Below are 26,304 nucleotides of genomic sequence, written 5' to 3'. Positions count from 1 at the left end.
TCATCCTTCTTAAAGCAAGAATTAAAAATTTTTAGAGGACAGAGTATGAAACTTGTTTTAATTGAAAGTCCTGGCAAACGGCAGAAATGGCAGAAAAGCCTTGGTTCTGGCTACCGAGTGATGGCAAGCATGGGTCATGTTGTTGAGCTAGCGAAAGACGGGGAAGATGCACTGGGGTTTGACCTATCAGGCGATCGCGTTACTTGTCGATTTGTCCCCCGTGGCGACCGAGGCAAAAAGGTTCTCACAGAATTAAAACAAGCCGTCAAATCAGCAACCGAAGTCATATTTGCGACAGACCCAGACCGCGAAGGGGAGGTCATTTCTTGGCATCTGGCACGAGAACTCAAGGTAAAAAATCCCCGGCGAGTAGTGACGAGCGAAATTACAGAAACTGCGATTAAAAAAGCAGTGAGCAAACCCCGTCCCCTCGACCAGAACCTCGTAGATGCAGCTCTTCTGAGGACGTGTCTCGACAAGCTGGTTGGCTTCAGAGGCTCCCCTCTGGTTTGGTCGCTCAAAAACGGAGCCAAGTCAGTCGGTCGGGTTCAAAGCGCGACCTTGCACCTATTATGCGATCGCGAGAGAGCAATTACAGCCTTTGTCCCTGAAGATTACTGGTCTGTTTACGTTGACTACGCCGAGGGTTTTCGAGCCTTTTATGCCGGACAAGTGAATCGTTCCGATGAGCCTGAAGTAGAGGAAACCGATGATTCTGAGTCTCCTGACAGCAAAAAAGCTGCTGAAGGAACCAGAGTGACAACACAAACTCAAGCGGATCAACTGGTAGCGACGGCGAAGATTCATCCTCATCAGGTAGTCAGCACCCAAGGTAAAGTGAGTTTCAAAAAACCACCCGCCGCATTTACCACCAGTTCCCTTCAGCAGGCAGCAGGAGCGCGTCTAAAGCTGAATCCAGAGAAAACAATGCAAGTGGCGCAAAAGCTGTACGAGCAAGGATACATCACCTATATGCGTACAGATAGCCCAACTTTATCTGAGGAGTTTTGCGCTTCGGTGCGGAAGTATCTGGAGCAAAATGACCCAGAGAATGTCCCCCAAAAGACGACTGTTCGTAAAAGTGCAGCGCTGTCCCAGGAGGCGCACGAGGCAATTCGACCGACAGAGATTACCCGGCTACCATCCGTCATTAAAGCAGAGTTAACACCCGAAGAAGCTGGATTGTATGATTTGATATGGCGACGCGCGATCGCTTCTCTGTGTCAATCAGCGCGACTCTTGAAGACGAGAATTATCACAAAATCTGGTAGCGTAACTTGGCAAGCTTTGGGTCAGGTGCTACAGTTTGAGGGCTATCTGCGCTACTGGCGGGACATTGGCTCAGACCAAGTGTTGCCGACGCTGAAAGAGGGGCAATCGCTTACCTGTACCCAAGCGGGTGCCGATCAGAAGCAGACAATGCCACCACCCCGCTATTCTGAGTCTAAGTTGATTCAGGTGATGGAGAAACAGGGGATTGGGCGTCCTAGCACCTATGCTCCGACGGTAAAGACTTTGAAAGAGCGGGAGTATGTGGTTCTGAAGAAGGCGTTGCTCGTTCCGACCCAGCTAGGGATGGAAGTTGATGAGTTTTTGGGTCGGGTGTTGCCTGAGCTGATTCGTGCAGATTTCACGGCAAAGATGGAGCGGGAATTGGATGCGATCGCTCACGGTAAGCTGGACTGGCAAAAGTATTTGACTAGCTGGAACCGCGACTATTTTGCCCCAGCACTCAAGAAAGCCGGGGCAAAAATTCCCGTTTCTATGCCGACTGTAACGAATCCAAGCCGAGTTAAGGTCACTCCACCTGTTTGTGAACCCCCGGATACTCGCACCGATACTAGCACGGAGACTCGGTCTGAACTTACTAATATTCGGTGTCCGAAATGCAAACATCCAATGACGAGGGTTTACTCGAAGTCTAAAAAACTTCAAACAGACCATTTTTTGAGCTGTGATGAGCGCAATAATGGCTGCGGTGCTGTAATGTTTTTTAACGTATCCACGCTAGAGTATGAATTGCCTGACGCTAAGCGTAAAAATCCGCCGCGTTCTGACAAGCCTTCTCAGCATTCTTGTCCGATTTGTGGCACTCCCCTAGAGCGCTACAAGTACAGCAAAAATGGTCAAGATAAGGCGATGTTGCGTTGTTCTAACCCGAAAACCAAACAAAATAAATGCAAAGAGGTAGCCTTCTTTGAGAGTAAAAAAGGTAACTGGTGGTCGCCAAAATTTGGCGAGCTTGAAGCGGAGTAATTCAGTAAGAATGCGTAGGTACACCTGTGGCTTGGTTTCTTGATTTACAAAGCGCCTAATTGAAGGACGTTGTTTGCTTGATGGTTTAAGGGTCTGGCGTGTACGCAATCATTATCAAGTTTTAACTAAAAAATAAACGCCAAGTCAGTCCCCCAATTCCTCAACTTGAATTGCATTCTCTTGGCGATCTATTTCAAACTACAGCACAACTATTCACAAAGATCAGCGGCATTTCAACACTTTGGTAGTTGCCCTTATACATAGCTGGAAATAAAATGGCTGTGTATAAGCATACTTTGGGTAAGATTCAGTGGTTAAGGGCACCACATTTATTTAAAAATTTTTATTATACAAGATAATAAATAGAGCTAAATTTAAATTGATAGCAAACCTTATTTTTGCTGCAACGCTTAATAAATTTGAAAAGTATTTTTGTTGTTTTTACCATTGTTTTAATAATAAAGTTAAAACAAAAGGAACTCACCTAGTCTTTTATAGATTATAAAATCAAAACTAAAATAAATACACTCTTCTACCTTTTCAAATTGAATCAAATTTAAATTGTAAAAAATTGAAACCTGTAGTTCCAGCGTACTTGCGATTCTAAATTACCAATTTTAAATACTCTAAGTTTTACTGTGCCTGGGTTTTAACCCCTAAAATTTTTTTTAACCACGATCCCTTAGCTTTATACCCTGTACCCAAGGCTTGGCAGAGAACTCAAAAAAATCAAGTCATTATAACATAAAATTTCAACTACAAGAAAATTTGTTAAAATAGTTAACTTGCTTCAAGGGACTGAAATTGCTATTATTTAAATTCCTGATTTTGCCTATCTCCGTGCAGCCTACAAAGCTTTCGCCCAAGCTGAGAATATGAAGCTGGGTGTACCCACTCGTGTGAAAATAAACAGCAAACTTCCACAGGTTTAAATTGAGTGGATATACAACTACACTAAAGCGGAATAACTTGGTATCATAACCCTTTGAACCAGGAACGTCACTAGCGTCAGGTTGAGGAATGAAGTCTGATAAATCATTGATAAACAACAAAATTAAGCGGCAACTGCAACAAACACCAGTGGCGATTATCGGAATGGGTTGCATTTTTCCGCAAGCCAGGACTCTAGAAGAGTATTGGGAAAATATCATTACAAAAACCGATTGTATCTCTGATGTTCCTCCCTCACGCTGGCGGATTGAGGACTACTACGATCCAGATCCCAAGGCACCGGATAAGACTTATTGCAAACGAGGCGGATTCATCCCGGATATTGATTTTGATCCGATGGAATTTGGTCTGCCTCCCAATATTCTAGAGGTGACAGATGTCGCCCAAATGCTCTCGTTGGTAGTTGCCAAACAGGCAATGGAAGACGCTGGTTACGGTGAATCCAGAGATTTTAATCGGAAAGGCACAGGCGTCATTCTGGGCGTAGGGGGCGGGCAGAAACTAATTACGCCGCTAACTGCCCGTTTGCAATATCCCGTTTGGGAGAAGGTTCTTAAAAACAGTGGTGTATCTGACGAAGATACCCAAAAGATTATTGAGAAGATAAAACTTGCCTATATCGGCTGGGAGGAAAATTCTTTTCCGGGCATGTTGGGGAACGTGATTGCCGGACGAATTGCCAACCGCCTAGATTTAGGAGGAATTAACTGTGTTGTAGATGCAGCCTGTGCCGGGTCATTAAGCGCCCTGCGGATGGCTTTGAGTGAATTGACCGAGTATCGTAGCGACATGATGATCGCGGGCGGTGTGGATGCCGACAATTCGATCTTCATGTATATGTGCTTTAGTAAAACGCCTGCCTTTTCTAAAGAAGGGAATTCTCGTCCCTTCGATATAAATTCCGACGGGATGCTGTTGGGTGAAGGCATGGGAATGATGGTTCTCAAGCGGCTTGAAGATGCCGAACGAGATGGCGATCGCATTTATGCCGTCATCAAGGGAATGGGCACCTCCAGCGATGGCAAATCTAAGAGCATTTATGCTCCTCGTTCGGAAGGGCAAGCCGTAGCGTTGCGTCGAGCTTATGAAGATGCTGGATTTGCACCCTCAACAGTCGGTCTGATTGAAGCTCATGGTACAGGAACCGTCGCTGGCGATCCGACAGAGTTTGCAGGCTTAAATGAAGTTTTTAGCCAAAACAACTCCCAAAAACAACATATTGCCTTGGGGAGCGTTAAGTCTCAGATTGGACATACCAAAGCAACAGCAGGTGCAGCCAGCCTGATCAAAACGGCTTTGGCTTTGCACCATAAGATATTACCCCCAACGATTAATGTCACCCAACCCAACCCTAAACTTAAAATAGAAGACTCACCCTTCTATTTGAATACCGAAACCAGACCCTGGCTTGGCATTGATGATGAAACGCCAAGAAGAGCAGGGGTCAGCGCGTTTGGCTTTGGAGGCACGAATTATCATGTCGTCCTCGAAGAATATCAAAGGGAACATCAACAGGCTTATCGTTTACACAGTACGCCAGCGACCATCCTGCTGGATGCTCCAACAGTAGGAGAATTATTGGCGAAGTGTGAAACCCTAGAGTCGCAATTAGCAAGCGATCGCGGCACACAACATTACACAGAACTTGTCAGCGCTGCGAGTTTAAAAATTCCCGTTGCCTCAGCCAGAGTGGGATTTGTCGCCACCTCTGCCGCAGAAGCCCGTGAATTATTGCAGATTACGATTGACTTACTGAAAAACAAACAGCAAGCCCAATCGTGGGAGCATCCCAAAGGAATCTATTACCGCAAAACTAGCCTGAACCCCCAAGGGAAGGTAGTGGCGCTGTTTTCGGGGCAAGGTTCGCAGTATTTGGAGATGGGTAAGGAACTTGTCCTTAACTTCCCTCAGCTTCGCCAAGCTTACAGCGATATGGACAAATACCTGGGCAAGAATGGGTTGCCACCCATTTCCCAAGTCGTTTTCCCGTGTCCTGTTTTTGACAACGCCCAAAAGGATGCCCAAATTGCGGCATTACAACAGACCGAAAATGCCCAACCCGCAATTGGTGCCTTGAGTTTTGGTCTCTACAAGATTATAGAAGAGGCAGGGTTCAAGCCTGATTATGTGGCAGGGCACAGCTTCGGGGAACTGACAGCACTATGGGCGGCGGGCGTTCTGAATGACGAAGATTACTTTTTCCTCGTCAAAGCCAGAGGTCAAGCAATGGCATTCCCCGACGATCCAAAAGTTGATACCGGCATGATGCTGGCGGTGAAAGGGGATATTTATAAAGTCAAAGAAGTTGTCGAGAATTTCCCCAAAATCACCATTGCCAACTGGAACTCTAACAATCAGGTGGTATTAGCGGGGGCGAAGGGAGAAATCGCCAAAGTCCAGCAGAAATTGGAGCAGCTTGGGTATTCGGTTGTTTTACTACCCGTTTCCGCAGCTTTCCATTCACCGTTTGTCGCTCACGCTCAAAAACGGTTTGCAGAGGTGCTGGATCGCGTTACTTTTAATCAGCCGAAAATCCCGGTATACTCCAATACAACCGGAAATCTTTATCCAGACAATTCCCATACCATCGGACAAACCTTAGCTGCACATATTGTCAATCCTGTGCATTTTAAGCAGGAAGTTGAAAATATTTACGCAGCCGGGGGATATTTCTTTGTCGAAATTGGTCCCAGGAATATCCTGACCAATCTGGTGAAGAATATCCTCGAAGATCGACCCCATTTAGCGATCGCCTTGAATGCCAGTAGCAAAGGAGATAGCCAGCGCCAGTTGTGCGAAGCCTTTGTTCAGTTGCGCGTGGCTGGCTTGTCTTTACAAAACCTCGATCCTTACCTAGTTAAACCAAAAACATCCAATTCTCAGCAAAAGAAGAGATTGAATGTCCCTTTAAACGGCGCTAACTATGTCAGTGAGAAAACCAAAGCTGCTTTTGAACAAGCTTTGCAAAACGGACACCAAATCAAGGGAAATCTAGAAAGGGAAAACAGGAATGGGAAATCGACACAGGAGCCGAAGAAATCTTTAGCCCCGAAACCAACACCACACATCGCCCCAATCCCTAGCCCTCAACCCGTAATTCCCGTACCCGTAATTCCCCAAGTCAAAATGCCAGAGCCAATACCAGTTCCACCCGCAACCAAATCAGAGGCGCAACCAATGCCACAATCTTCTGTAAATAATCAGGGTCTTCTAGAAAGTTTAGAGCGCAACATGATGCGCTTTCACGAACATCAAGCTGCCAGCCAGCAAGTTCACGAACAATACCTGAAAAATCAGTTGGAATATTCCCAAAGATTTTTCCAGCTCATGCAGCAACATTATTCCCTTTTGGGTGCTGGTAACGGTGCCAATGGGTCAGTTGTGAATGGTCAGGCGTCACTAGCGCCCGTTCGGAACTTGGAACAAGGGCAAAACGGACAAGGAACCTCTGACAAACTACAGTACTCGGTTGTTGCCCCCACTACCCCGGCTGTCGTGCCGATGCCGGAACTGACGATTTCTGGGCTAGCTGCCCCAGATGCCGTCCCTACAGCGCCAGTATCCCAACCTGTTTCCAGCAATGGTTCGCAGCCAGCCCAGGCTCTCCAAGTAGAGACAAGTCTGCAAAATCAAATCGCTCAAGCAGAGCAGGTAGAAGTTGCGCCATCGGTCATCGAAACAACCTCTAGCTCATCTGTAACAGCGCCAGCGGTAGATTTGACCCCCCTGATCGAATCCCTTTTAGAAGTAGTCAGCGAGAAGACTGGCTACCCCACGGAAATGCTAGAGCTTTCAATGGATATGGAAGCGGATTTGGGGATTGACTCGATAAAGCGGGTGGAAATCTTAGGAGCAATGCAGGAGTTATTCCCTGATTTGCCGCCGGTGAATCCAGAACAGCTAGCCGAACTCCGCACCCTCGCTCAAATTGTTGAATATATGGGCAACAAAGCGCCATCAACAGAGGTTGAAGTTTCTGCTCCAACGGCAGCAGTTTCAGCAAAGGCAGAAAACGGATTTGTCTCCCAGGAGAAGGCGAATGCTCTGATCCAATCCCTGTTAGAAGTAGTCAGTGAGAAGACTGGCTACCCCACGGAAATGCTAGAGCTTTCGATGGACATGGAAGCAGATTTGGGGATTGACTCGATCAAGCGGGTGGAAATCTTGGGAGCAATGCAGGAGTTATTCCCTGATTTGCCGCCGGTGAATCCAGAACAGCTAGCCGAACTCCGCACCCTTGCTCAAATTGTTGAATATATGAGCCAGGAATCGCGGGTGGCTGAAAAAAAAACTTAACCCCAGAATCGCAGCAAGTTGAAGCTGAAGCTGAAGCTGAACACAAGATTCAACGCGGTCGGGCGAGGCTCCAACCTCTAAGTGAGGCAGATTATCTGGATTTCACCTTGCCCGACCATCACATTTGTTTGCTGACCGATGACGGTAGCCCTGCCAGTATCAGATTGGTCAAGTCTCTTTCAGACCGAGGGTGGAAAGTGGTTGTATTAAGTTTCCCCGAATCTGTTATTGCCCAACGGCTACCGTTACCGGGAGGAATTAACCGTGTGGTGCTGGCAGATTTGAGCGAGGAGCATTTGAAACAACAGCTGATGGCGATCGCGCAAAACTACGGCTCCATTGGCGCGTTCGTTCATCTGCATCCCTCAATTCAAGAAAGTCTTGGGCAGGAATCGGAAAGAGCCATCCTCAAGCATATTTTTCTGATTGCTAAGCACCTCAAAAAATCCCTGAATGAAGCAGCACGTCAAGGACGCAGTTGTTTCCTCACCGTGAGCCGCCTGGATGGGCAATTCGGTTTAAGTCGCAAAACAGAGTTTAGCGCCATTGGTGGGGGGCTGTTCGGCTTGACGAAAACCCTCAACCTGGAATGGGAACGGGTGTTTTGTCGCGCCATCGATTTGAGTCCCGCTTTCGATGAAGAATTTGTCGCCCAATCGATTGTCGCAGAACTTCACGACCCCAATCGGTTGATTACCGAAGTCGGGTACAGTTCCCAGGGGAGAACCACCCTGGTAGCCGAGATGTGTAGGGTTAAGAAGAACGCTCGCGGCACAACACATCAAATTACTCCATCCTCGGTGTTTCTCGTCAGCGGCGGTGGACGCGGGATTACTTCCCAGTGTGTCATCAAGCTAGCGCAACGCTACCGATGCAAATTTATCCTCCTCGGTCGCTCAAGCATCAATCCAGAGCCAGCATGGGCAAAAGGCTGTGTTGATGAATTTGATTTGAAAAAGCGGATTATGGCAGATATTACTGCACGAGGAGAGAAACCCACCCCAATCAAAGTCCAAAAGACACTGAAGGGGATTTTAGCCCAACGAGAAATCGCCCAAACGCTGGAAGCGATTGAGCAAGCGGGTGGGAAAGCAGAATATCTCAGCGCCGACATTACCGATGCGATCGCTTTAAAGGAAAAACTAGCAGATGCCGTCCAGCGTTTCGGAGCGATCTCCGGAATTCTTCATGGCGCTGGCAATTTGGCAGATAAATTGATTGAGAATAAATCCGAACAGGATTTTGAAGCCGTTTATACTGCCAAAGTCAAAGGATTGGAAAATCTGCTGAGTTGTGTCAATCCGAATCAAATCAAGCATTTGGTGTTGTTCGCTTCAGCGGCTGGGTTTTACGGGAATATTGGTCAATCGGATTATGCGATCGCCAATGAGATTCTCAATAAATTTGCCCATCACTTTAAGCGCCTCCATCCCGAATGTCACGTAGCTTCCTTTAATTGGGGACCTTGGGATGGCGGGATGGTTACGCCTGAGTTAAAACAGATTTTTGCCGAACGCAAGGTTGAGGTAATTCCCGTTGAAGTGGGCACTCAGATGCTAGTTGACGAACTAGATTTTGGCGAACGGGAAACGGTACAAGTCTTAGTGGGGAGTCCTCTGGTAGTCGTGTCTGGAGAGTTAGATTCAGAACTCCGGACTTACCAAATTCATCGAAAATTAAACCTGAAAGCAAACTCCTTTTTGCAAGATCATGCGATTGGTGGTCAAGCAGTATTACCAACCGTTTGTGGTTCGGTATGGCTTGCCAATGTTAGCGAACAGCTATATCCTGGCTACAAGTTTTTTAGCTGCGAAAACTTCAAGGTCTTAAAAGGCATTGTTTTCGATGAAACATTGGCAAGCGAATACATCTTGGAAGTGAAGGAAGTCAATAAATCCCAGAACGAGCAGCTCGAACTCGCAGCGACAATATGGAGTGAAGCGGAACCCGGAAAACGCCGCTATCATTACAACGGGCAGGTGAAACTCCTGAAAGAAATTCCGGAAGCTCCCACTTATGAATTTGATGCAACTCAAAGTCAAGAGTTTGCGTTCCTATCGCCTTATCAGGATGGCACCTTGTTTCATGGCCCTAGTTTTAAAGGGGTCAAACAAGTTTTAAATATTACGCCAGAAACCTTGACGATGGAATGTGTTTTACCCCAAATCACTGAAGAACAGCGGGGACAGTTTCCGGCACAGGCATTCGATTTTGTCGCCAAAGATGTGCAATTTCAGTGCATGTTGATTTGGGTAAGGCATTTTTATCAGGCGGCTAGTCTCCCTTTACGCTGCCAGAAAGGAGAGCATTTCCAAATGATTCCCTTGGGTAAACCATTTTACGTGTCGATGGATGTCATTTCTAGCAATGAAACTAAGTTAGTGGCGAATATTACTTCCCACGATATCCAAGGAAAAGTTTACTCGCGAGTATTTGGGGCAGAAGTGACGATTAGCAAACAGCTAAATCGTCTATTCTTTAACTCTGAAAAAGTAGGAGTTAAGTGATGGCAAGTTAAGAAACCATTCAGCGTGCTGTAGTAGCGCTCGCTGCTACAGCACGCTGGCTAGAGTCTATTTAAAATAAAGTCGTTTTTGATTAAATCTTTTAGGAATATTGAATGGAAAAAATTGCAATCATCGGTTTATCTAGCTTATTACCAGGTGCAGAAAGTCCTGAGCAATATTGGCAGAATTTAATTGCTAAAAAAGATTTTAAAAGCTTAGCAACAGTCGAACAAATGGGAGTAGACCCCCAAAAGTTTTATTCGACAGATAAAGGGAAGCTAGATAAATACTATTGTTTAAAGGGAGGGTATATTCGAGATTTTCAGTTAGATCCCAGCGAGTATCAGATGCCTCCTGAGTTACTGAAAAACTTAGATGAAATTTATCAATGGTCTTTATACGTCTCAAAAGAAGCTTTAAAAGATAGCGGTTATTTAGGAAATCCATCAGTTCTGGAAAAGTGCGGCGTGATTCTGGGGAATCTTTCTTTTCCTACCCGCTTTTCCCATCGTTTTTTTGCACCAATCTATCAAAAGTTTCTTGATTCAGCCCTTCAGCAACTTTTAAAAGAAGAATCTTTCCAACTAAAAAAACCACCTTCTGATGGATCTCTTTTAAATGGAATGTTAGCTGGGTATCCGGCAGCAGTCATTGCTCAAGCGCTGTCTTTATCTGGAATTAATTTATCTCTGGATGCAGCCTGTGCGACATCGCTGTATGCAGTTAAATTAGCTTGTCACTATCTGTTATCCGGCAAAGCTGACCTGATGTTAGCGGGTGCGGTGAGTTGCGCCGATCCGTTCTTCATCAATATGGGATTTTCTATTTTCCACGCTTATCCAGAAGATGGGATATCGCGTCCTTTTGATAAGTCATCCGGAGGACTCGTAGCTGGAGAAGGAGCCGGAATGGTTGTCCTGAAACGATATAGCAATGCGCTGCGAGATGGCGATCGCATCTACGCCACAATCTGCGGTGTTGGCTTATCGAATGACGGGAAAGGGAAATTCGTCCTCAGTCCCAATCCCAAAGGGCAAATCTTAGCCTTTGAACGGGCATATACCGAAGCAGGAATTCATCCCAACAGTATCGATTACATTGAGTGTCATGCCACGGGGACTCCGGTCGGAGATATCACCGAACTCAACTCGATGGAGACCTTCTTCGGTCAGTCTCAAACGGTGCCTCTGATTGGTTCTGTCAAATCCAATTTTGGTCACTTGTTGACGGCTGCGGGGATCGCAGGTCTCATCAAAGTGATTTTGAGCATGGGTGAAGAGGTCATCCCGGCGACAATCGACGTAATTGACCCCCTCCGTTCAGAAAAAGGCGCGATCGCTGCTGAGCAGATGGTTACTTCCCCGACACCCTGGCCTCAAAAACAACCGACAAAACGCGCCGCCATCAATGCTTTTGGTTTTGGTGGTACTAATGCTCATTTGATTTTAGAATCTTCAGAGGCAACGGCGGGAGAAGGTGAGGATTCCCAATCCCCAATTCCCAATCCTCAACTCAACACTCAACACTCAACACTCAACACTCAACACTCATTAGCGATCGTCGGCATGGATGCCTTCTTTGGCTCCTGTAAAAGTTTAGATGCCTTCGAGCGCACAATTTATGAGGGAACGCAGCATTTTATCCCTCTTCCGCCTCAGCGTTGGCAAGGTATCGAAGAGCAACCCCAATTACTCAAAGACTATGGCTTGGCAAATGGCGAAGCGCCTCTAGGAGCCTACATCCAAGATTTTGAACTCGATTTTCTCAATTTCAAAATCCCGCCCCGCGACGAAGATCAACTAATTCCTCAACAGCTATTGATGCTAAAGGTGGCGGACAACGCCATCAAAGATGCAAAACTAGCGCAAGGGGGAAATGTCGCCGTGATTGTGGCGATGGGGACAGAACTCTCCTTGCACCAGTATCGCGGTCGATGCGATTTATCTTGGCAAATCAAAGAGAGCTTGCAACAAGCAAATATTTCTTTGTCTCCCGAAAAACTTGCCGAACTGGAAACTATTGCCAAAGATAGCTTGCATCCTCCGGCGCAAGTCAACCGATACACTAGCTTCATCGGCAATGTGATGGCTAGTCGCATTTCCGCCCAGTGGGATTTCACTGGTCCCTCCTTCACCATTTCTGCCGAAGAAAATTCGGTTTTTAAAGCTTTAGAAGTCGCTCAACTCCTGCTCTCTAATGGAGAAGTTGATGCTGTTGTCGTCGGTGCGGTCGATCTCTCTGGGGGATTGGAAAACGTATTATTCCGCCAGCAGTTAGCACCGATTAATCAAGGGATTCCTACCTTAAGCTTTGATGAAAACGCGAATGGCTGGATGGTCGGTGAAGGTTCAGGTGCCGTAGTTTTAAAGCAGCACGAAGCAGCTAAACAAGAGCAAGACCGAATTTATGCCGTTATTGATGCCATCAGCTTAATTCAGGATAATGCTCATCATCAATCGACGAGCGATCGCATACTCACACAAGCTTGTCAGCAGGCGTTCGATTTAGCAGGTATTCACCCTACAGACATCGGGTATCTGGAAGTTTTTGGCAGTGGCGTCGCCTCAGAAGATGAAGCCGAAATCAAAGGTTTACTCTCTGCCTATCAAACTTCCCAAGCGAGTTTGAGTTGTTGCCTGGGAAGTGTCAAAGCCAACATTGGTCATACTTATACCGCTTCCGGGATGGCGAGTTTAATCAAAACTGTCCTCTGCCTGTATCATCGGTATATTCCTGCGACTCCCCAGTGGTCTAGCCCGAAACTGCCTCAGATGTGGCAAGGAAGTCCCTTCTACGTCGCCACCGAATCGAGAACTTGGTTCTTAGAACCCGAAGCGTCGAAAAGAGTGGCTGCAATTAACGGCTTAGGCATAGATGGCACTTATTCTCACATCATCCTCTCGGAAGAATTGAGCCAAAAAGAGCGTCCCAGCAAGTATCTGGAACAAACGCCCTTCTATCTATTTCCCCTCACCGCTAATCATCAATCTGCGTTGCTCGAACAGTTGCATTCGCTCCAAAATCTGATTGAAACGGGTGACGATCTATCCGTTGCAGCAACACAGACCTTTACGGCTTTTAGGCAATCGCCCCAGGCGACTTATACCCTAGCGATTGTCGGTTCTCATAAACAGGAAATCCTGCGGGAAATCCACTTAGCGATCGCAGGTATCAAAAAAAGCTTTGAAACGGGCGGAGAATGGAAAACACCGCTTGGCAGTTATTTCACACCGAAACCTTTAGGAAATGAGGGTAAAGTTGCCTTTGTTTACCCTGGTATGGCTAGTTCTGGTCTGGGGCTGGGACGGGACATTTTCCAGCTATTTCCTAAAGTTTACGATAGCTTCTCGGCTCTGACTCCCTATCCAGGTCAGGTCATGCACGAGAAACTTCATTATCCCAAAAGTTTAGAAAAACTTTCCAGTCAAGCACAAGCAGAGAAACAGGCAGAATTTTTGGGTGACGGAGTAGCAATGTGCCAAACCGGAATCAGTTTGGCAGTGCTATATAGCCTGATTCTCAGACAGTATTTCCAAGTCCAACCCCAAGTTGCATTTGGGTATAGCTTGGGTGAAGCTAGCAGTATGCTGTTTGCCCTTGACATTTGGCGCGATGATGGGAAATTAAGCGAAGCTTTAGTGTCCTCTCCTCTATTTAGAACTCATTTATGTGGCCCCTGTTTAGCCGGACGTAGGTTTTGGGGTTTGCCAGAAAGCGATCGCTCGGAAAAATTTTGGATTTCCTATGTTCTCAAAGCGCCCGTATCGACAGTTAAGGAAGTCCTAAAGCAGGAAGAACGTGTTTATCTTTCCTTTATCAATACTCCAGAAGAAGTAGTAATTGGTGGAGATCCGCAAGCTTGCTTAAGAGTGATTGAAACTCTCAAGTGCAAATATTTCCCCATCAATTTTGACAGTGTATTGCACTGCGAACCAACAAATACTGAGTATGAGGGATTGGTTGAATTACACACAATTCCCATCCAAAATGTACCCGATATTCAGTTTTATTCTGGAGTAAATTACGCTCCGATTAAGCTAGATACTAATTCTCTGGCCCATAACGCCGCCAAAATCTGCTGTATAACGGTTGATTTCCCTAGAATTATTCATCGTGTCTACGAAGATGGTGTCAGAATCTTTATTGAGGTAGGCGCAGGAAACAACTGTTCTCGATGGATTAGCGAAACGCTTAAGCAACAAGAGCATATTGCCATATCCATCAATACCAAAGGCGTTGATGACCATACTGGAGTGGTCAGGGTTTTAGCAAAACTTGTGAGTCACGGCGTCTCTGTGGATTTGTCCCCACTTTATTCTCAAGTGCCAGAAAAATCTATCCAACGTCAATCAATTGTTAAAAAAGTTACTTTGGGTGGAAGACGAATTTATTCTAAAATATTGACCGCTGAAAATTGTGAGATTTTCCGAAAAGAGATAATAAGAGGTAATAAAGCAAAAGCCATGACAATAGCAAAAGAACCCCAACAGACAACTAATCATCAAAACCAAATGATGAAGATATTTCAGCTACAAATAGCTGTAGCCGAACAATTATTGAATCAAAATATATCAGCTCAGAGCAATGGTCAGATAGCCCCTGCAACTTCAGATCCTCAGCGCAATAGTTACACAAAGCCTTCTAATATTGTTTGGGATGAAGCAGATTTACTAGAATTTGCTGAAGGGAAAATTTCCCGTGTCTTCGGTAAAGACTATGAAATTATCGATTCCTATTCCCGGCGAGTGCGGCTGCCAGTCCCTCCCTATCTCTTAGTGAGCAGGGTTACTAAACTTGAGGGAGAAAAAAATAGCTTCAAACCCTCTTCAATCACAACCGAATACGATATTCCTAAGAATGCTTGGTACGCTGTTGATGGTCAAGCTCCTTGGGCAATCAGCGTAGAATCAGGTCAATGCGATTTATTATTAATCAGCTACCTAGGAATTGATTTTGAGAATAAAGGCGACCTAGTTTATCGCTTGCTTGATTGCACCCTGACGTTTCTGGATGATTTACCCAAAGAAGGACAAACCCTGCGTTATGACATCCGCATCAATTCTTTTGTGCGAAGCGGAGATAACCTACTATTTTTCTTTAGTTACGAGTGCTTTGTTGGGGATAAAATGATCCTCAAAATGGACGGAGGCTGTGCCGGATTCTTTTCCGACGAACAACTCGAAAATGGTAAGGGAATTATTGTTTCCGATAAAGAACTTGAAGCGCGAAGCAAGATTCCAAAGCAAAAGTTTGAGCCTCTGCTAATCTGTCAAAAATCAAGGCTAGATGAGTCAGATATGTTATCCCTCACCGAGGGTAATATTGCTGCCTGCTTAGGAGACCATTATTGGCAAGATGGCTTAAATCCCTCCCTGCGCTTGCCCCCGAAGGCAATGCTCATGATCGACCGCATCACATCAGTAGAACCGACAGGAGGGGCTTGGGGTTTAGGTCTAATTATCGGCGAAAAATTTCTTGACCCAGATCATTGGTATTTCCCCTGCCACTTCAAAGACGATCAGGTGATGGCTGGTTCCCTGATGGCAGAAGGGTGCGGTCAACTCTTGCAATTCTATCTTCTCTATTTAGGATTGCAAACCTACACGGTTGATGCTAGATTTCAACCGATTCCCGGTTTGCCACAGGTCGTCCGTTGTCGCGGACAGGTGACTCCCATTTCGGGCAAATTAATCTATCGGATGGAAATCACTGAAATTGGCATTACACCAAAACCTTATGCAAAATGTAATGTTGAAGTCATCCTGAACGGCAAAATTGTTGTTCACTTCCAAGACCTGGGCTTGCAGCTATCTGAAAAGAATCCTAATCATTCAATTTCTGTTGAACAAGCGATAAACAACTCTCAACAAAAGGCAGGATTAGCCCGAAAACCAGCCTTATTAAATGAAGATCAAGTCAACGAATTTTGTCTGGGTTCGGTTGCTAAGTGTTTTGGCCCAGAATTCGAGATTTATGACACAGGTGGCGTCAAAGCTTCGCGAATGCCCAATACTCATCTCAATTTGGTGCATCGCGTTTTGGAAGTGAATGGTAAGCGCCATGAACTAACAAAAAATTCCAGTATTGTTACTGAATACGACGTTCCCACAGAGCCTTGGTATTATCGCCAAAACTCCTCTCCGACAATACCGTACTCAATTTTAATGGAGATAGCTCTGCAACCCTGTGGTTTTCTCTCTGCTTATTTAGGAACTACTTTGTTGTATCCAAATCAAGACTTGTACTTCCGCAATCTTGATGGACAGGGTCGCCTTCTCAAGGATATAGATATTCGAGGAAAGACGATTACGAATACAGCCCGGTTACTGTCTTCATCCAATATCCAGGGAGTGATTATTCAGAGTTTTGATTTTCAAATGGTTTGCGATGGCGAACCGTTTTATGAAGGAACTGCCGCATTTGGTCATTTTAGCCCCCAATCTTTAGCAAATCAGGTAGGACTGGATCGCGGTAAGGATGTTCCACCCTGGTACGAAACTGAAAATACCACCGGACTCGCGAAAGCAAAAATCGACTTAAGGAGTCCAGAAAGTAGAGCCAAGTTTTATCGCCTTAATCAGGCTCGACCCCATTATCGGCTTGCTCAGTATCAGTTAGACCTCCTGAATGAAGTACGCATTATTCAAGGAGGAGGGAACTATCAGCAAGGCTACATCTATGCCCGAAAAGAGGTAAAGCCGAATGACTGGTATTTCAAGTGTCATTTTTACCTTGACCCGGTCATGCCTGGTTCATTAGGAATTGAGGGGATTTTGCAAGCGATGCAAGTCTATGCCTTGCAGAACGATCTTGGTAAACAATTCAAATCTCCCCGTTTTGTCCAAGCCATCGACCATCTAATCGTTTGGAAATATCGCGGACAAATTCCTCATGGTCATACCGAGATGTATTTAGAGGTTCATATTTCCAAAGTGGATATTACTCCAAACAAAGTCACCTTAATCGGTGATGCCAGTTTGTGGAAACCCAACCTGAGAATCTATGAAGTTAAAGACATCGCTCTTTGTTTAGTTGAGTCTGATTAAAATCTATCAAACTCACACTATGGTTCAGTTAGTACTGTTGGTGAATTAAGAACCTAACCCCCAGCCCCCTTCCCTAGTAGGGAAGGGGAGTCCGGAAGCCCCTCTTCTCCTAGGGGAGGGATTTGGGGAGTCAACCCAACCGACAATCTACAATCTGTTATTGGCTTGAATTGGAAAAAGAAACTATGTTGGCAATACCTTTAACGCAAAACAAAAATGGTCTTCGTTTCTCAGGAAATCCGAACAATCAAAATCCAGTCTGGCAGGGTTCTTTAAATTCTGTAGCTTTTGATGAAGAAGGTATCAAGACTAAACTGCTGAATTTAGATAAACCCTGTTACATCGTTAGCAAGCAAGGCCAAATTGGGGTCACGAACGAAGGTTATTTAGGGGATGCTAATAACGGCAAAACTGAATCCGTGGAAACTTTGACAGCAGTGCCACCGCTAGTTCCGCAACAGTTGGGAGACCCCAGTTTCCTGACTTTTCACGGGGTAAAATATGCTTATAGTACGGGGTCAATGGCGAATGGCATTGCCTCCGAAGAAATGGTAATTGCCCTTGGTAAAGAGAAAATTCTCAGTGCCTTTGGTGCCGCGGGGTTAGTTCCTTCTCGCATTGAAACTGCTATTCACCGCATTCAGCAAGCACTTCCAGAAGGGCCTTATGCATTTAATTTGATCCACAGTCCTAGCGAAGCTGCAATCGAGCGGGGTGCAATCAATTTATATCTCAAATACGGCGTCACTACCGTTGAGGCTTCCGCATTTCTGGATTTGACACCCAACATTGTTTATTATCGGGCAGCGGGACTTAGCCTCAATTCAGCGAATCAAATCGAGATCAAAAACAAAATAATTGCCAAAGTTTCTAGGACAGAAGTTGCAACTAAATTTTTGCAACCAGCCCCAACTAAAATGCTCAAGCAATTGGTCGCTCAAGGACTGATTACTGAGTTACAAGCTTCCTTGGCTGAAAAAATTCCAATGGCTGACGATATTACTGTAGAAGCCGATTCTGGCGGTCATACAGATAATCGTCCCTTAGTTTGTCTCTTACCTTCGATTCTGACTCTTAGGGATGAAATTCAGGAAAAATATGGTTACGAACAACCTGTCAGAGTTGGAGCGGCTGGAGGAATTGGTACACCGCAGTCAGCATTAGGGGCATTTATGATGGGAGCCGCTTATGTGGTGACAGGCTCCATTAACCAATCCTGTCTTGAAGCTGGAGCTTCTACTCATACCAAAAACTTGCTAGCTCAAGCGGCTATGGCTGATGTGAGTATGGCACCAGCGGCGGATATGTTTGAAATGGGGGTGAAATTGCAAGTCCTGAAACGTGGCAGTCTCTTCCCAATGCGGGCGCAAAAACTCTTTGATTTCTACAAGAACTATGACTCAATTGAAGAAATTCCGGTTGTGGAAAGAGAGAAATTAGAAAAAGAAATCTTCAGGAAGAGTCTAGAGTCGGTTTGGGAAGATACGGTTGCTTATTTTTCTCAACGCGACCCGGATCAAATAACCAGAGCAGATAACAATCCTAAACGTAAAATGGCTCTGATTTTCCGCTCCTATTTGGGCTTGTCCTCCCGTTGGTCTAATGCGGGTGAGAAAGGTCGTGAAATGGATTATCAAATCTGGTGTGGCCCCTCAATGGGATCGTTTAATGAATGGGTGAAGGGTTCTTATCTGGCTCAAGCGAATAATCGTCGTGTAGTTGATGTTGCCGATCACATAATGATTGGTGCTGGCTTTTTGTACCGGCTGCAAAACTTGAAACTACAGGGGTTATCGATGCCTGCACAATACTGGAACTATTGTCCAAAACCTCTTTTTTAGGATAGTCTAAACATTTTTGGTACCAGGGGCTGGCATTTTAAAGAACTTTGCCGTAAAAAGCCTCTGGGCTGTCTCTATCGGTATGCCTTAAACTGTGGAGGCAAGCGATCGCGTATGGGCGTTTTGATTAAGACGCTTTTGAGTGAGTCTGCGCGATCGCTTTTGTCACTCCCAAGAACTCGCGCAAAGTCGCTGAAGCATCGTCCTGTCGCCATACAGCCGCCATTGGGACAGTTGGTGTTGGTTCAGCGATGTTTTTGTATAAGACACCCTTGCGTTGAAGATTTTGGACATTAGCAGGGAGCAAGGCAACTCCAACCCCACCAGCGACTAAGCCGAGTATTGTTAGCATCAGCGTTCCTTCTTGGATGACAACGGGGGAAATACCCGATTGTTGGCACAGATGTTCGAGCTGTTCAGATAAGACTGGAGAGAATTGACGAGAAGGAAGGATGAACACTTCCTGTGCCAGTGCTTTTAAGGAAACTTGAGGTTGGCTCGCCAGTGGATGAGTCTCTGGTAAAGCGACAATTAAAGACTCATGGCAAATCGTCATCCAGGCTAAATCAACTTCTTCTTGCATCCAGGACGGCAAATGGAAAAAGCCAACATCCAGATGGCGATCGCGCAGTGCTTGCATTTGGATGGAAGTTGCTAACTCTCGCCAGACGAGTTCCACAAGCGGAAAACGTTCAAGATAAACTCGCAGAATATCTGGCAAAAAGCTGTTTGCCACTGAGCTAGTAAAGCCGATTACCAATCGCCCGATTTCTCCCCGACTAGCACGCTGCACCATGTTGACCGCACGATCTACGCTAGCGATCGCGCTTCGAGCTTCGTCTAAAAAGACTTTTCCTGCTAGGGTTAACTGGAGCGGTCGCTGGGTGCGATCGAACAGCTGCACTCCCAGATCGTCTTCGAGATCGTGAATTTGTTTGCTCAAGGGAGGTTGCGCGATATGCAGACGAGCAGCAGCACGAGAGAAGTTTAACTCCTCTGCAACCGCGATGAAGTAATGCAAATGCCGAAGCTCCATTCGTTCTTCACCACTATGTCTTTGCCCTAATCTTGGCAAGATAGGAATGCAAATGTCAAATTAATATCAGTTTTTAAACACTATATCTTTGCAATATAGTTGCCTAGTCAAGAAAGTATTAGACATCTAGTAAACCCTTCGTTAATCTAGATGAAAAGACGTTATCAACCTCAACACATCTAAGTTAATAGATAGTGTTGTAAATAGGTATAGGGAGCCATTATTTTATGAAGAAGATCGAGCGTGTTGCCATTGTGGGGGGAACGCACGGAAACGAACTCACCGGAATTTACTTAGTGAAGAAATTTGAGCGATCGCCCAACTTGATTCAGCGACCTAGCTTTGAAAGTCTTACCTTGTTAGCGAATCCCAAAGCCTATGAAATTGGGAAACGGTATGTTGATACCGACCTTAATCGCTGTTTTCTTCGCCAGGATTTGGAGAATTCGAGCCTTTCTAGTTACGAAGCGCAACGAGCCAAGGAGATTTATGGAAAATTTGGCTCTGGGGGGAGCCATCAGGCAGATTTGGTTGTTGATTTACACAGCAGTACAGCAAACATGGAGCTAACAATTATTCTCGCTAGTAAGCATCCTTTTAACCTTCAGCTAGCCGCTTATCTCACATCTTTTCATTCAAAAGTGAAGGTACTTTACTCGACAACCAGAAATCAAGGCACCCCTCATCTGGACTCAATTTGTGAATTCGGCTGCACAGTTGAAGTCGGTGCGGTGGCTCAAGGGGTATTGGATGCAACTTTATTTCAGCAAACGGAGGAACTCGTCCACGCAATTTTAGACTACACGGAAGCCTATAACCAGGGAACGCCACCTCCTGTAAGAGATACCCTTACCGTTTATCACAGCATCCAGACAATAGACTATCCCAGGAATGAGTTTGGAGAAATTCAGGCAATGATTCATCCCCAGCTTCAATTTAGAGATTATGAAGCGCTTCATCCCGGCGATCTCATGTTTTTAACGTTTGATGGTCAAGCGATCGCTTATGAAGGTGAAGCAACAGTTTATCCAGTCTTTATCAATGAAGCAGCCTACTATGAAAAAGGAGTTGCCATGTGTTTGACTGAAAAGCAGCAAGTCACCATTTAGCAAAAGTCTCAAGTGTCGAATTCAGATTCAATCATTTCTAACTCTTCGTCAGTTAAAAAATATCGCGAACTTGGAATTGTGGATTTTATTGATTAACAAAAATAAAAAGTAAATCGGTAATTCAAAAACACAAAGGAGTCATAAATGAAGGCGCAGCAGGCAGAACTTTACCAAAGTATTCAAGAATTCCCCCTTGACGATCCGGAGTCTGCTTTTCCCTTTAGTCAAAGGTTAGCAAGAGAAAACGGTTGGACAGTTCAATATACTCAGCGTGCCATTAACGAATACAAAAAATTTATCTTTCTTGCTGTTGTAATTGGGCATCCTGTCACGCCTTCCGAGCAAGTAGATCGAGTTTGGCATTTGCACTTAACTTACACTCATTCCTACTGGGATGAGTTTTGTAACAAAGTTTTAAAAAAACCATTGCACCATCACCCAACGAAGGGCGGTTCCAGCGAACAGGATAATTTTTACAGGTGCTATAACGAGACGCTGATTAGCTACGAAAAACTCTTTGGACAGCAACCTCCTAGCGATATCTGGTCGCCACCCGATACCCGATTTGGGAAAGACATCCAGTGCAAACAAGTCAACACTCATCGGTATTGGCTCGTACCCAAACCATCTTTTACTCTGGCTTGGTTGCCCTCTATTGATCTCCCTCGCTTGCCTTTGGGGCAATTCCTAGCGATCGCTCTATTGTCCTTTATATTAGTTCTAACTATCAGCAGCTCTACGCTACTGATAGCAGGGATTTCTACCCAGGCAACTCACTCTACAAGCTCTGAATTAGCACTGGCTCAAACAAGCGAAAATTCTCCGCTACCTCGCAAGACTCCAACTCCAACTCCTAAGAACAAAGATCGTCCTACTTCGGAAAAATCTTCAGGATCGTTTTGGTGGTGGCTACCAATATTCCTCATTTTTTCCCTGTTCGGAAGTCGCGGCAATAACAGTGGTGGTGGTAGTAGTGGTAGTAATGATAGTACGAACAACGGCTGCGGCTGTGGCTGTATGTGATCGGGCATCTGCTCAAGACTAGACAAGAGATATACAACTAGAGAAACCCTGTCCAAAACCCTTGAGTGGGCGTCATTTTTGGCGTTACCTTCAGCAATCAGATATCACCAGGATGGATTTCTGATTGATCAGTGCAAACCCCAAAAATCTTCTAACAGCGACTGTTCTCGTAATTCTTAATTGCTTTTTACTTGGCTACCGTGACTGCGAGGATCATCCTGACTAACTTTGGCGGGTGTAATGGGTGATTGGAAGGCAGAAACCTGTCCCCCAGCTTGGGCGTAAGGCAGAGGTACAGAAGCAACAAGGGCGTCAATGTTTGCCTGCATGACGGGACGAGGCACCTCACCAATCGTTTGAGCGATCGCGTCTCCGTTATTGCCGAAATAGACAAAATGGGGAATCCCATCAACGCGGTAGCGCGTCATCTCTGGCAACCACTTATTGTTATCCACATTTAGCATGACAAAATTCATCGAATCAGCATACTGCTCTTTCAGTTCGCCCAGATCCTTTGCCATTGCCTGACAGCTGGTACACCAGTTCGCATAAAATTCCATCAACGTCGGCTTGCCATTGCTCAAAGCCACTTCTAACGGTGTAGATTGCTCAGCTTGGGTGTCCAGGGAAACTGAACTTGTCTCAGTTTGCAGTCCCAAGAATAGGAAAACGCTGAGGACAATCGCTACTAAAGCAATCAAGAAGTTTGTGACACGTTTCGCGCCGGTTCCTAGCGACGGCGGCTGGGAGGTTGCAGTTGATTCAGGTGAATTCACAGCCATCGAAGATTTTTTCACGATTGTTATAGATGAGCTACCTTTAGTGTACCAACTCCCTCCAGAGCTACCTTTGCCGTGAAAAAACGAGTAACGTTGACTTTTCCCAAACGAGCGATTCAGATGCCAGTGACTTATCGACTGGCGAAGGATTTTAATGTAGCGGCGAATATTATTCGTGCCCAAGTGGCACCCAATCAAATTGGGAAGCTAGTGGTGGAACTTTTGGGCGATATTGATGCAATAGATGCGGGAATCGAATGGATGCGATCGCAAGATATTAGCGTTTCTTTTGCCAGTCGCGAGATCGCGATCGATGAAGACGTTTGCGTTCACTGCGGGTTATGCACTGGCGTTTGCCCCACAGAAGCTTTGACTCTGGAACCGCAGACATTTCGGCTTAATTTTACGCGATCGCGCTGTATTGTCTGCGAACAGTGCATTCCCACCTGTCCCGTAGAGGCAATTTCTACTAATTTTTGAATTGAAAATGCCTCTTTTTGGCGAATTGAGTCCAAGACTAGGCGATCGCATAATTGTAGTAACCGCACCGCTCTTGAATGGCAGCGATCGCATCGAGGATCGTGCTAAGAGCAACGCTATTCTCCGATTTTAAGAGCATCTGGCGCAGATAAGGTAATGCTCCAGCGCTGCCGATTTTCCCCAAACTATAGGCAGCCTTCTCCCGAACGCTAACGTCTTCGTGGTTAACAGCTTGCCTGAGCGCCCCTACAGCCGACGGGCTATTGATTTGACCTAATGCCCAAGCAGCACTCCCTCGAACGCTAGCGTCTGGGTGGTTGAGAGCTTGTCGCAGTGCTGCTACCGCCGCTGGAGTGCCGATTTGACCTAATGCCCAAGCAGCGCTTCCACCCACAGTCGCGTCTTCATCGTTCAACGCCCCCAACAGCCCCACCACCGCAGCCGGAGAACCGATTTCCCCTAAAGCCTCCGCAGCCTTCTCGCGCACCCGATAGTCGGTATCGTGCAAAGCCTCCAGCAGCCCGGTTACGGCAATCTGGCAGCCAGTGCTACCTAAAGCAGAGGCAGCATTTTCGCGCACCCGATAGTCTGTATCGTGCAAAGCTTCTAGAAGTCCCGCTACCGCCGCCGGGGAGCCTATTTTTTCTAACGCAGCGGCAGCACTTTGACGAACTCCAAAGTCTTCATCATGTAACGCTTGTCGCAGTCCGACAACGCTGACTTCACTGCCGATTTTCCCTAAAGCCTCAGCAGCTTTTTCTCGAACATCAAAGTTTGGATGGTTTAAAGCTTTCAGTAGCGCCGCTACGCCTTCCTCCTTGCCCATAGAACCCAGGGCATAGGCAGCCATCCAACCCACCCACGAATCATCATCGTCCAAAGCTTCTAAAAGGCCAGCGACCGCCGCTTGGGCAGGTGCAGGATCGATGCCCTTTCTGCCGATTTTCCTTAAAGCATAGGCAGCACCCCTGCGAACATAAAAGTCACGATCCTTTAAAGCTTCTAGCAACCCTGACATTGCCGCCGGAGAACCGACTAAACCTAACCCATAGGCAGCACAACTGCGAACCTCATAATCTTCATCTTTCAGCGCCTTCAGCAGCCCCGATACTGCCAACGGATTGCGGGTAAGGCCTAAGCCGAATGCAGCCCTCTCGCGCACCCGATAGTCTCGATCCTGCAACACTTCCAGTAGTGTCGCCACCGCCTCCTCGCTGCCAATTTTTCCTAAAGCATAGGCAGCTCTTCGGCGAACATCAAAGTCATCATCGTTCAACGCTTGCCGTAGCGCCATCACCGTTTCTTGCGTGCCAATCGAACCTAATGCTTCGGCTGCTTTTTGACGCACCCGATAGTTTTCATCATTTAACGCTTGCAGTAGTGCTGATACCGCCTGCTGAGTGGGAATTTGACCTAAAGCATAGGCAGCATTGTAACGCACCCGAAAATCTGCATCGTTCAAAGCTTCCAGTAGCGCCGACACTGCTTCTTCGGTGGGGGTTTGACCTAAAGCGTAGGCAGCTCTCCCACGCACATCAAAGTCCTCATCGTTCAATGCTTGCCGCAGCACCCCTACGGCTGCCTGGGTACCAATCGCGCCTAAGGCATAAGCTGCACTCTCGCGCACCTGAAAATCTTCATCGTTCAACGCTTGCCGCAGTCCCATCACTGCGGCATCGGTGCCGATAGAACCTAATCCATAAGCTGCACTCAAGCGAACACCAGAGTCGTCATCGTTCAATACTTCCAGCAGCGCTGTCACGACTGCATCGGTGCCGATGGAAGCTAAGCCATAAGCTGCACTTTCACGCACCTTAGCGTCAGGGTGGTGAAGCGCTGGGAGTAGGCTGGGGATTGCACTATCAGAGCCAGTGATGCCTAAAAGTTGAAATTTCAACTCTTGAGGAACTTCTAGAGAAGCAACTAAACCGACGGTTGCGGCTTGAAACTCCGGTTTAACGGCTCCTGCCATCTGTGCGCCTAACCTCAAATCCACTTCTAAGGCTAACTTCACGACTCGCACTACCTGAGCTTTTTCCTCCAAGCGCTGTAACATCTGCACTATGGGGTCTGTCCATTTTAGATAATTTAAATACTCCTGCTTGAGCTGGTCATCACTCAGTGAGAGTACCTGTTGGAGGAGGTTTTCGGCGGTGTAAGATTCCTGAATCGGTTGGTGATGCAATTCCATCTAGTTGCCTTCTCACATTTGAATCAATGGGTGCTTGAGCAAACCGTCTAGGCTACGTCCGACTCAGCAAAAAAATATATGACTTTGATTTTAACGAACGACGACGGAATAGACGCTCCTGGAATCCGAGCGCTGCACAAGGCGATGAATGGCAAGGGGGTGATTGTGGCTCCTAAAGACCATTTATCCGGATGCGGTCATCAGGTGACGACGACTCAAGCGATTCATGTCCGGCGTCGCTCGGATTTTGAATATGCGATCGCGGGTACTCCCGCTGATTGCGTTCGCATTGCACTTACGCATCTTTGCCCTACTGTCAAGTTTGTCCTTTCTGGCATCAACGCCGGTGGCAACTTAGGAGCCGATGTTTACATTTCAGGGACTGTCGCCGCTGTGCGCGAAGCAGCCTTTCATGGCATTCCGGGGATTGCCGTTTCCCACTATCGCAAAGGCAAACTGAATGTCGATTGGGATGTGGCGGCGAGGTGGACGGCTGGAATTTTAGCCGATCTACTCAACCGTACCATTGAACCGGGAACGTTTTGGAATGTGAATTTGCCGCATTTGTTACCCGGAGATCCCGATCCGGAAGTGGTGTTTTGCGAACCTTCTCGGCAACCCTTGCCAGTTAACTATCGCGTTGAAGGCGATAATTTTTACTACGTCGGAGAATATGCCAAACGCGATCGCACTCCTGGTAGCGATGTTGATGTCTGCTTTTCTGGCAAAATCGCCGTAACTCAGCTGCGACTTTAAAAAAGGTGAGGTAAGATACCGCTCCCATAAGAG

General features: G+C 46.3%; 12 protein-coding genes. 9 read left to right on the top strand and 3 right to left on the bottom strand.

What is annotated here, in order from left to right; translation table 11 throughout:
- Nucleotides 1–45 precede the first annotated feature (45 nt).
- The 5 genes from topA (at nt 46) to NDI34_RS01350 (ending at nt 18,897) form a co-directional block, all read left to right on the top strand.
- A complete protein-coding gene (topA, locus tag NDI34_RS01370) occupies nt 46–2,256 on the top strand; it encodes a type I DNA topoisomerase (protein WP_348231617.1) in 2,211 nt (736 codons plus the stop codon).
- Nucleotides 2,257–3,276: 1,020 nt separating this feature from the next.
- A complete protein-coding gene (locus NDI34_RS01365; protein WP_348231616.1) occupies nt 3,277–7,503 on the top strand; it encodes a beta-ketoacyl synthase N-terminal-like domain-containing protein in 4,227 nt (1,408 codons plus the stop codon).
- A gap of 107 nt (nt 7,504–7,610) precedes the next feature.
- Complete coding sequence (locus NDI34_RS01360; RefSeq protein WP_199304836.1) at nt 7,611–10,010, top strand: SDR family NAD(P)-dependent oxidoreductase; 2,400 nt, start codon at nt 7,611–7,613, stop codon at nt 10,008–10,010.
- Nucleotides 10,011–10,123: 113 nt separating this feature from the next.
- Nucleotides 10,124–17,056 (top strand): PfaB family protein, encoded by a 6,933-nt coding sequence (locus tag NDI34_RS01355; RefSeq protein WP_348231614.1) that lies wholly within the window; start codon nt 10,124–10,126, stop codon nt 17,054–17,056.
- A gap of 185 nt (nt 17,057–17,241) precedes the next feature.
- Entirely contained in the window at nt 17,242–18,897 is a 1,656-nt protein-coding gene (locus NDI34_RS01350) for a PfaD family polyunsaturated fatty acid/polyketide biosynthesis protein (RefSeq protein WP_190687012.1), read from the top strand.
- Nucleotides 18,898–19,024: 127 nt separating this feature from the next.
- On the opposite strand, the gene NDI34_RS01345 is transcribed toward NDI34_RS01350, so the two are convergent.
- Nucleotides 19,025–19,933: a LysR substrate-binding domain-containing protein gene (locus NDI34_RS01345; protein ID WP_348231613.1), complete on the bottom strand. Its 909-nt coding sequence runs from the start codon at nt 19,931–19,933 to the stop codon at nt 19,025–19,027.
- Between the two features lie 227 nt (nt 19,934–20,160).
- Between NDI34_RS01345 and NDI34_RS01340 the strand changes: the two genes are divergently transcribed.
- Both NDI34_RS01340 and NDI34_RS01335 read left to right on the top strand, forming a co-directional pair.
- Nucleotides 20,161–21,042, top strand: coding sequence for an aspartoacylase (locus tag NDI34_RS01340; protein WP_348231612.1), 882 nt, complete (start codon nt 20,161–20,163; stop codon nt 21,040–21,042).
- A 144-nt stretch (nt 21,043–21,186) separates the two neighbouring features.
- On the top strand, nt 21,187–22,065 hold the full coding sequence (locus tag NDI34_RS01335) for a hypothetical protein (protein ID WP_190412775.1): 879 nt from the start codon (nt 21,187–21,189) through the stop codon (nt 22,063–22,065).
- A gap of 176 nt (nt 22,066–22,241) precedes the next feature.
- On the opposite strand, the gene NDI34_RS01330 is transcribed toward NDI34_RS01335, so the two are convergent.
- Nucleotides 22,242–22,847, bottom strand: coding sequence for a thioredoxin family protein (locus tag NDI34_RS01330; RefSeq protein WP_348231611.1), 606 nt, complete (start codon nt 22,845–22,847; stop codon nt 22,242–22,244).
- A gap of 72 nt (nt 22,848–22,919) precedes the next feature.
- Between NDI34_RS01330 and NDI34_RS01325 the strand changes: the two genes are divergently transcribed.
- Nucleotides 22,920–23,324 (top strand): NIL domain-containing protein, encoded by a 405-nt coding sequence (locus tag NDI34_RS01325; protein WP_190412776.1) that lies wholly within the window; start codon nt 22,920–22,922, stop codon nt 23,322–23,324.
- A 37-nt stretch (nt 23,325–23,361) separates the two neighbouring features.
- Here the strand turns inward: NDI34_RS01325 and NDI34_RS01320 are convergent, their stop codons facing one another.
- Nucleotides 23,362–25,515, bottom strand: a complete 2,154-nt coding sequence (locus tag NDI34_RS01320) for a HEAT repeat domain-containing protein (protein WP_348231609.1) — start codon at nt 25,513–25,515, stop codon at nt 23,362–23,364.
- A gap of 78 nt (nt 25,516–25,593) precedes the next feature.
- On the opposite strand from NDI34_RS01320, the gene surE reads away from it, so the two are divergent.
- The gene (gene surE / locus NDI34_RS01315; RefSeq protein WP_190429682.1) at nt 25,594–26,271 is read left to right on the top strand and encodes a 5'/3'-nucleotidase SurE; all 678 of its coding nucleotides are present in this window, start codon (nt 25,594–25,596) and stop codon (nt 26,269–26,271) included.
- Nucleotides 26,272–26,304: the final 33 nt, after the last annotated feature.

Origin of the sequence: Trichocoleus sp. DQ-U1, from assembly GCF_039961925.1 — a bacterium.
GTDB lineage: Bacteria > Cyanobacteriota > Cyanobacteriia > Cyanobacteriales > FACHB-T130 > FACHB-T130.
This window is presented reverse-complemented; position numbering and strand designations above follow the sequence as displayed.

Coding starts and splice junctions, on each gene's coding strand:
- NDI34_RS01340 (WP_348231612.1), top strand. CDS start 20,161: ATGAAGAAGATCGAGCGTGTTGCCATTGTGGGGGGAACGCACGGAAAC.
- NDI34_RS01335 (WP_190412775.1), top strand. CDS start 21,187: ATGAAGGCGCAGCAGGCAGAACTTTACCAAAGTATTCAAGAATTCCCC.
- NDI34_RS01350 (WP_190687012.1), top strand. CDS start 17,242: ATGTTGGCAATACCTTTAACGCAAAACAAAAATGGTCTTCGTTTCTCA.
- NDI34_RS01330 (WP_348231611.1), bottom strand. CDS start 22,847: ATGGCTGTGAATTCACCTGAATCAACTGCAACCTCCCAGCCGCCGTCG.
- NDI34_RS01320 (WP_348231609.1), bottom strand. CDS start 25,515: ATGGAATTGCATCACCAACCGATTCAGGAATCTTACACCGCCGAAAAC.
- NDI34_RS01365 (WP_348231616.1), top strand. CDS start 3,277: ATGAAGTCTGATAAATCATTGATAAACAACAAAATTAAGCGGCAACTG.
- surE (WP_190429682.1), top strand. CDS start 25,594: ATGACTTTGATTTTAACGAACGACGACGGAATAGACGCTCCTGGAATC.
- topA (WP_348231617.1), top strand. CDS start 46: ATGAAACTTGTTTTAATTGAAAGTCCTGGCAAACGGCAGAAATGGCAG.
- NDI34_RS01355 (WP_348231614.1), top strand. CDS start 10,124: ATGGAAAAAATTGCAATCATCGGTTTATCTAGCTTATTACCAGGTGCA.
- NDI34_RS01345 (WP_348231613.1), bottom strand. CDS start 19,933: ATGGAGCTTCGGCATTTGCATTACTTCATCGCGGTTGCAGAGGAGTTA.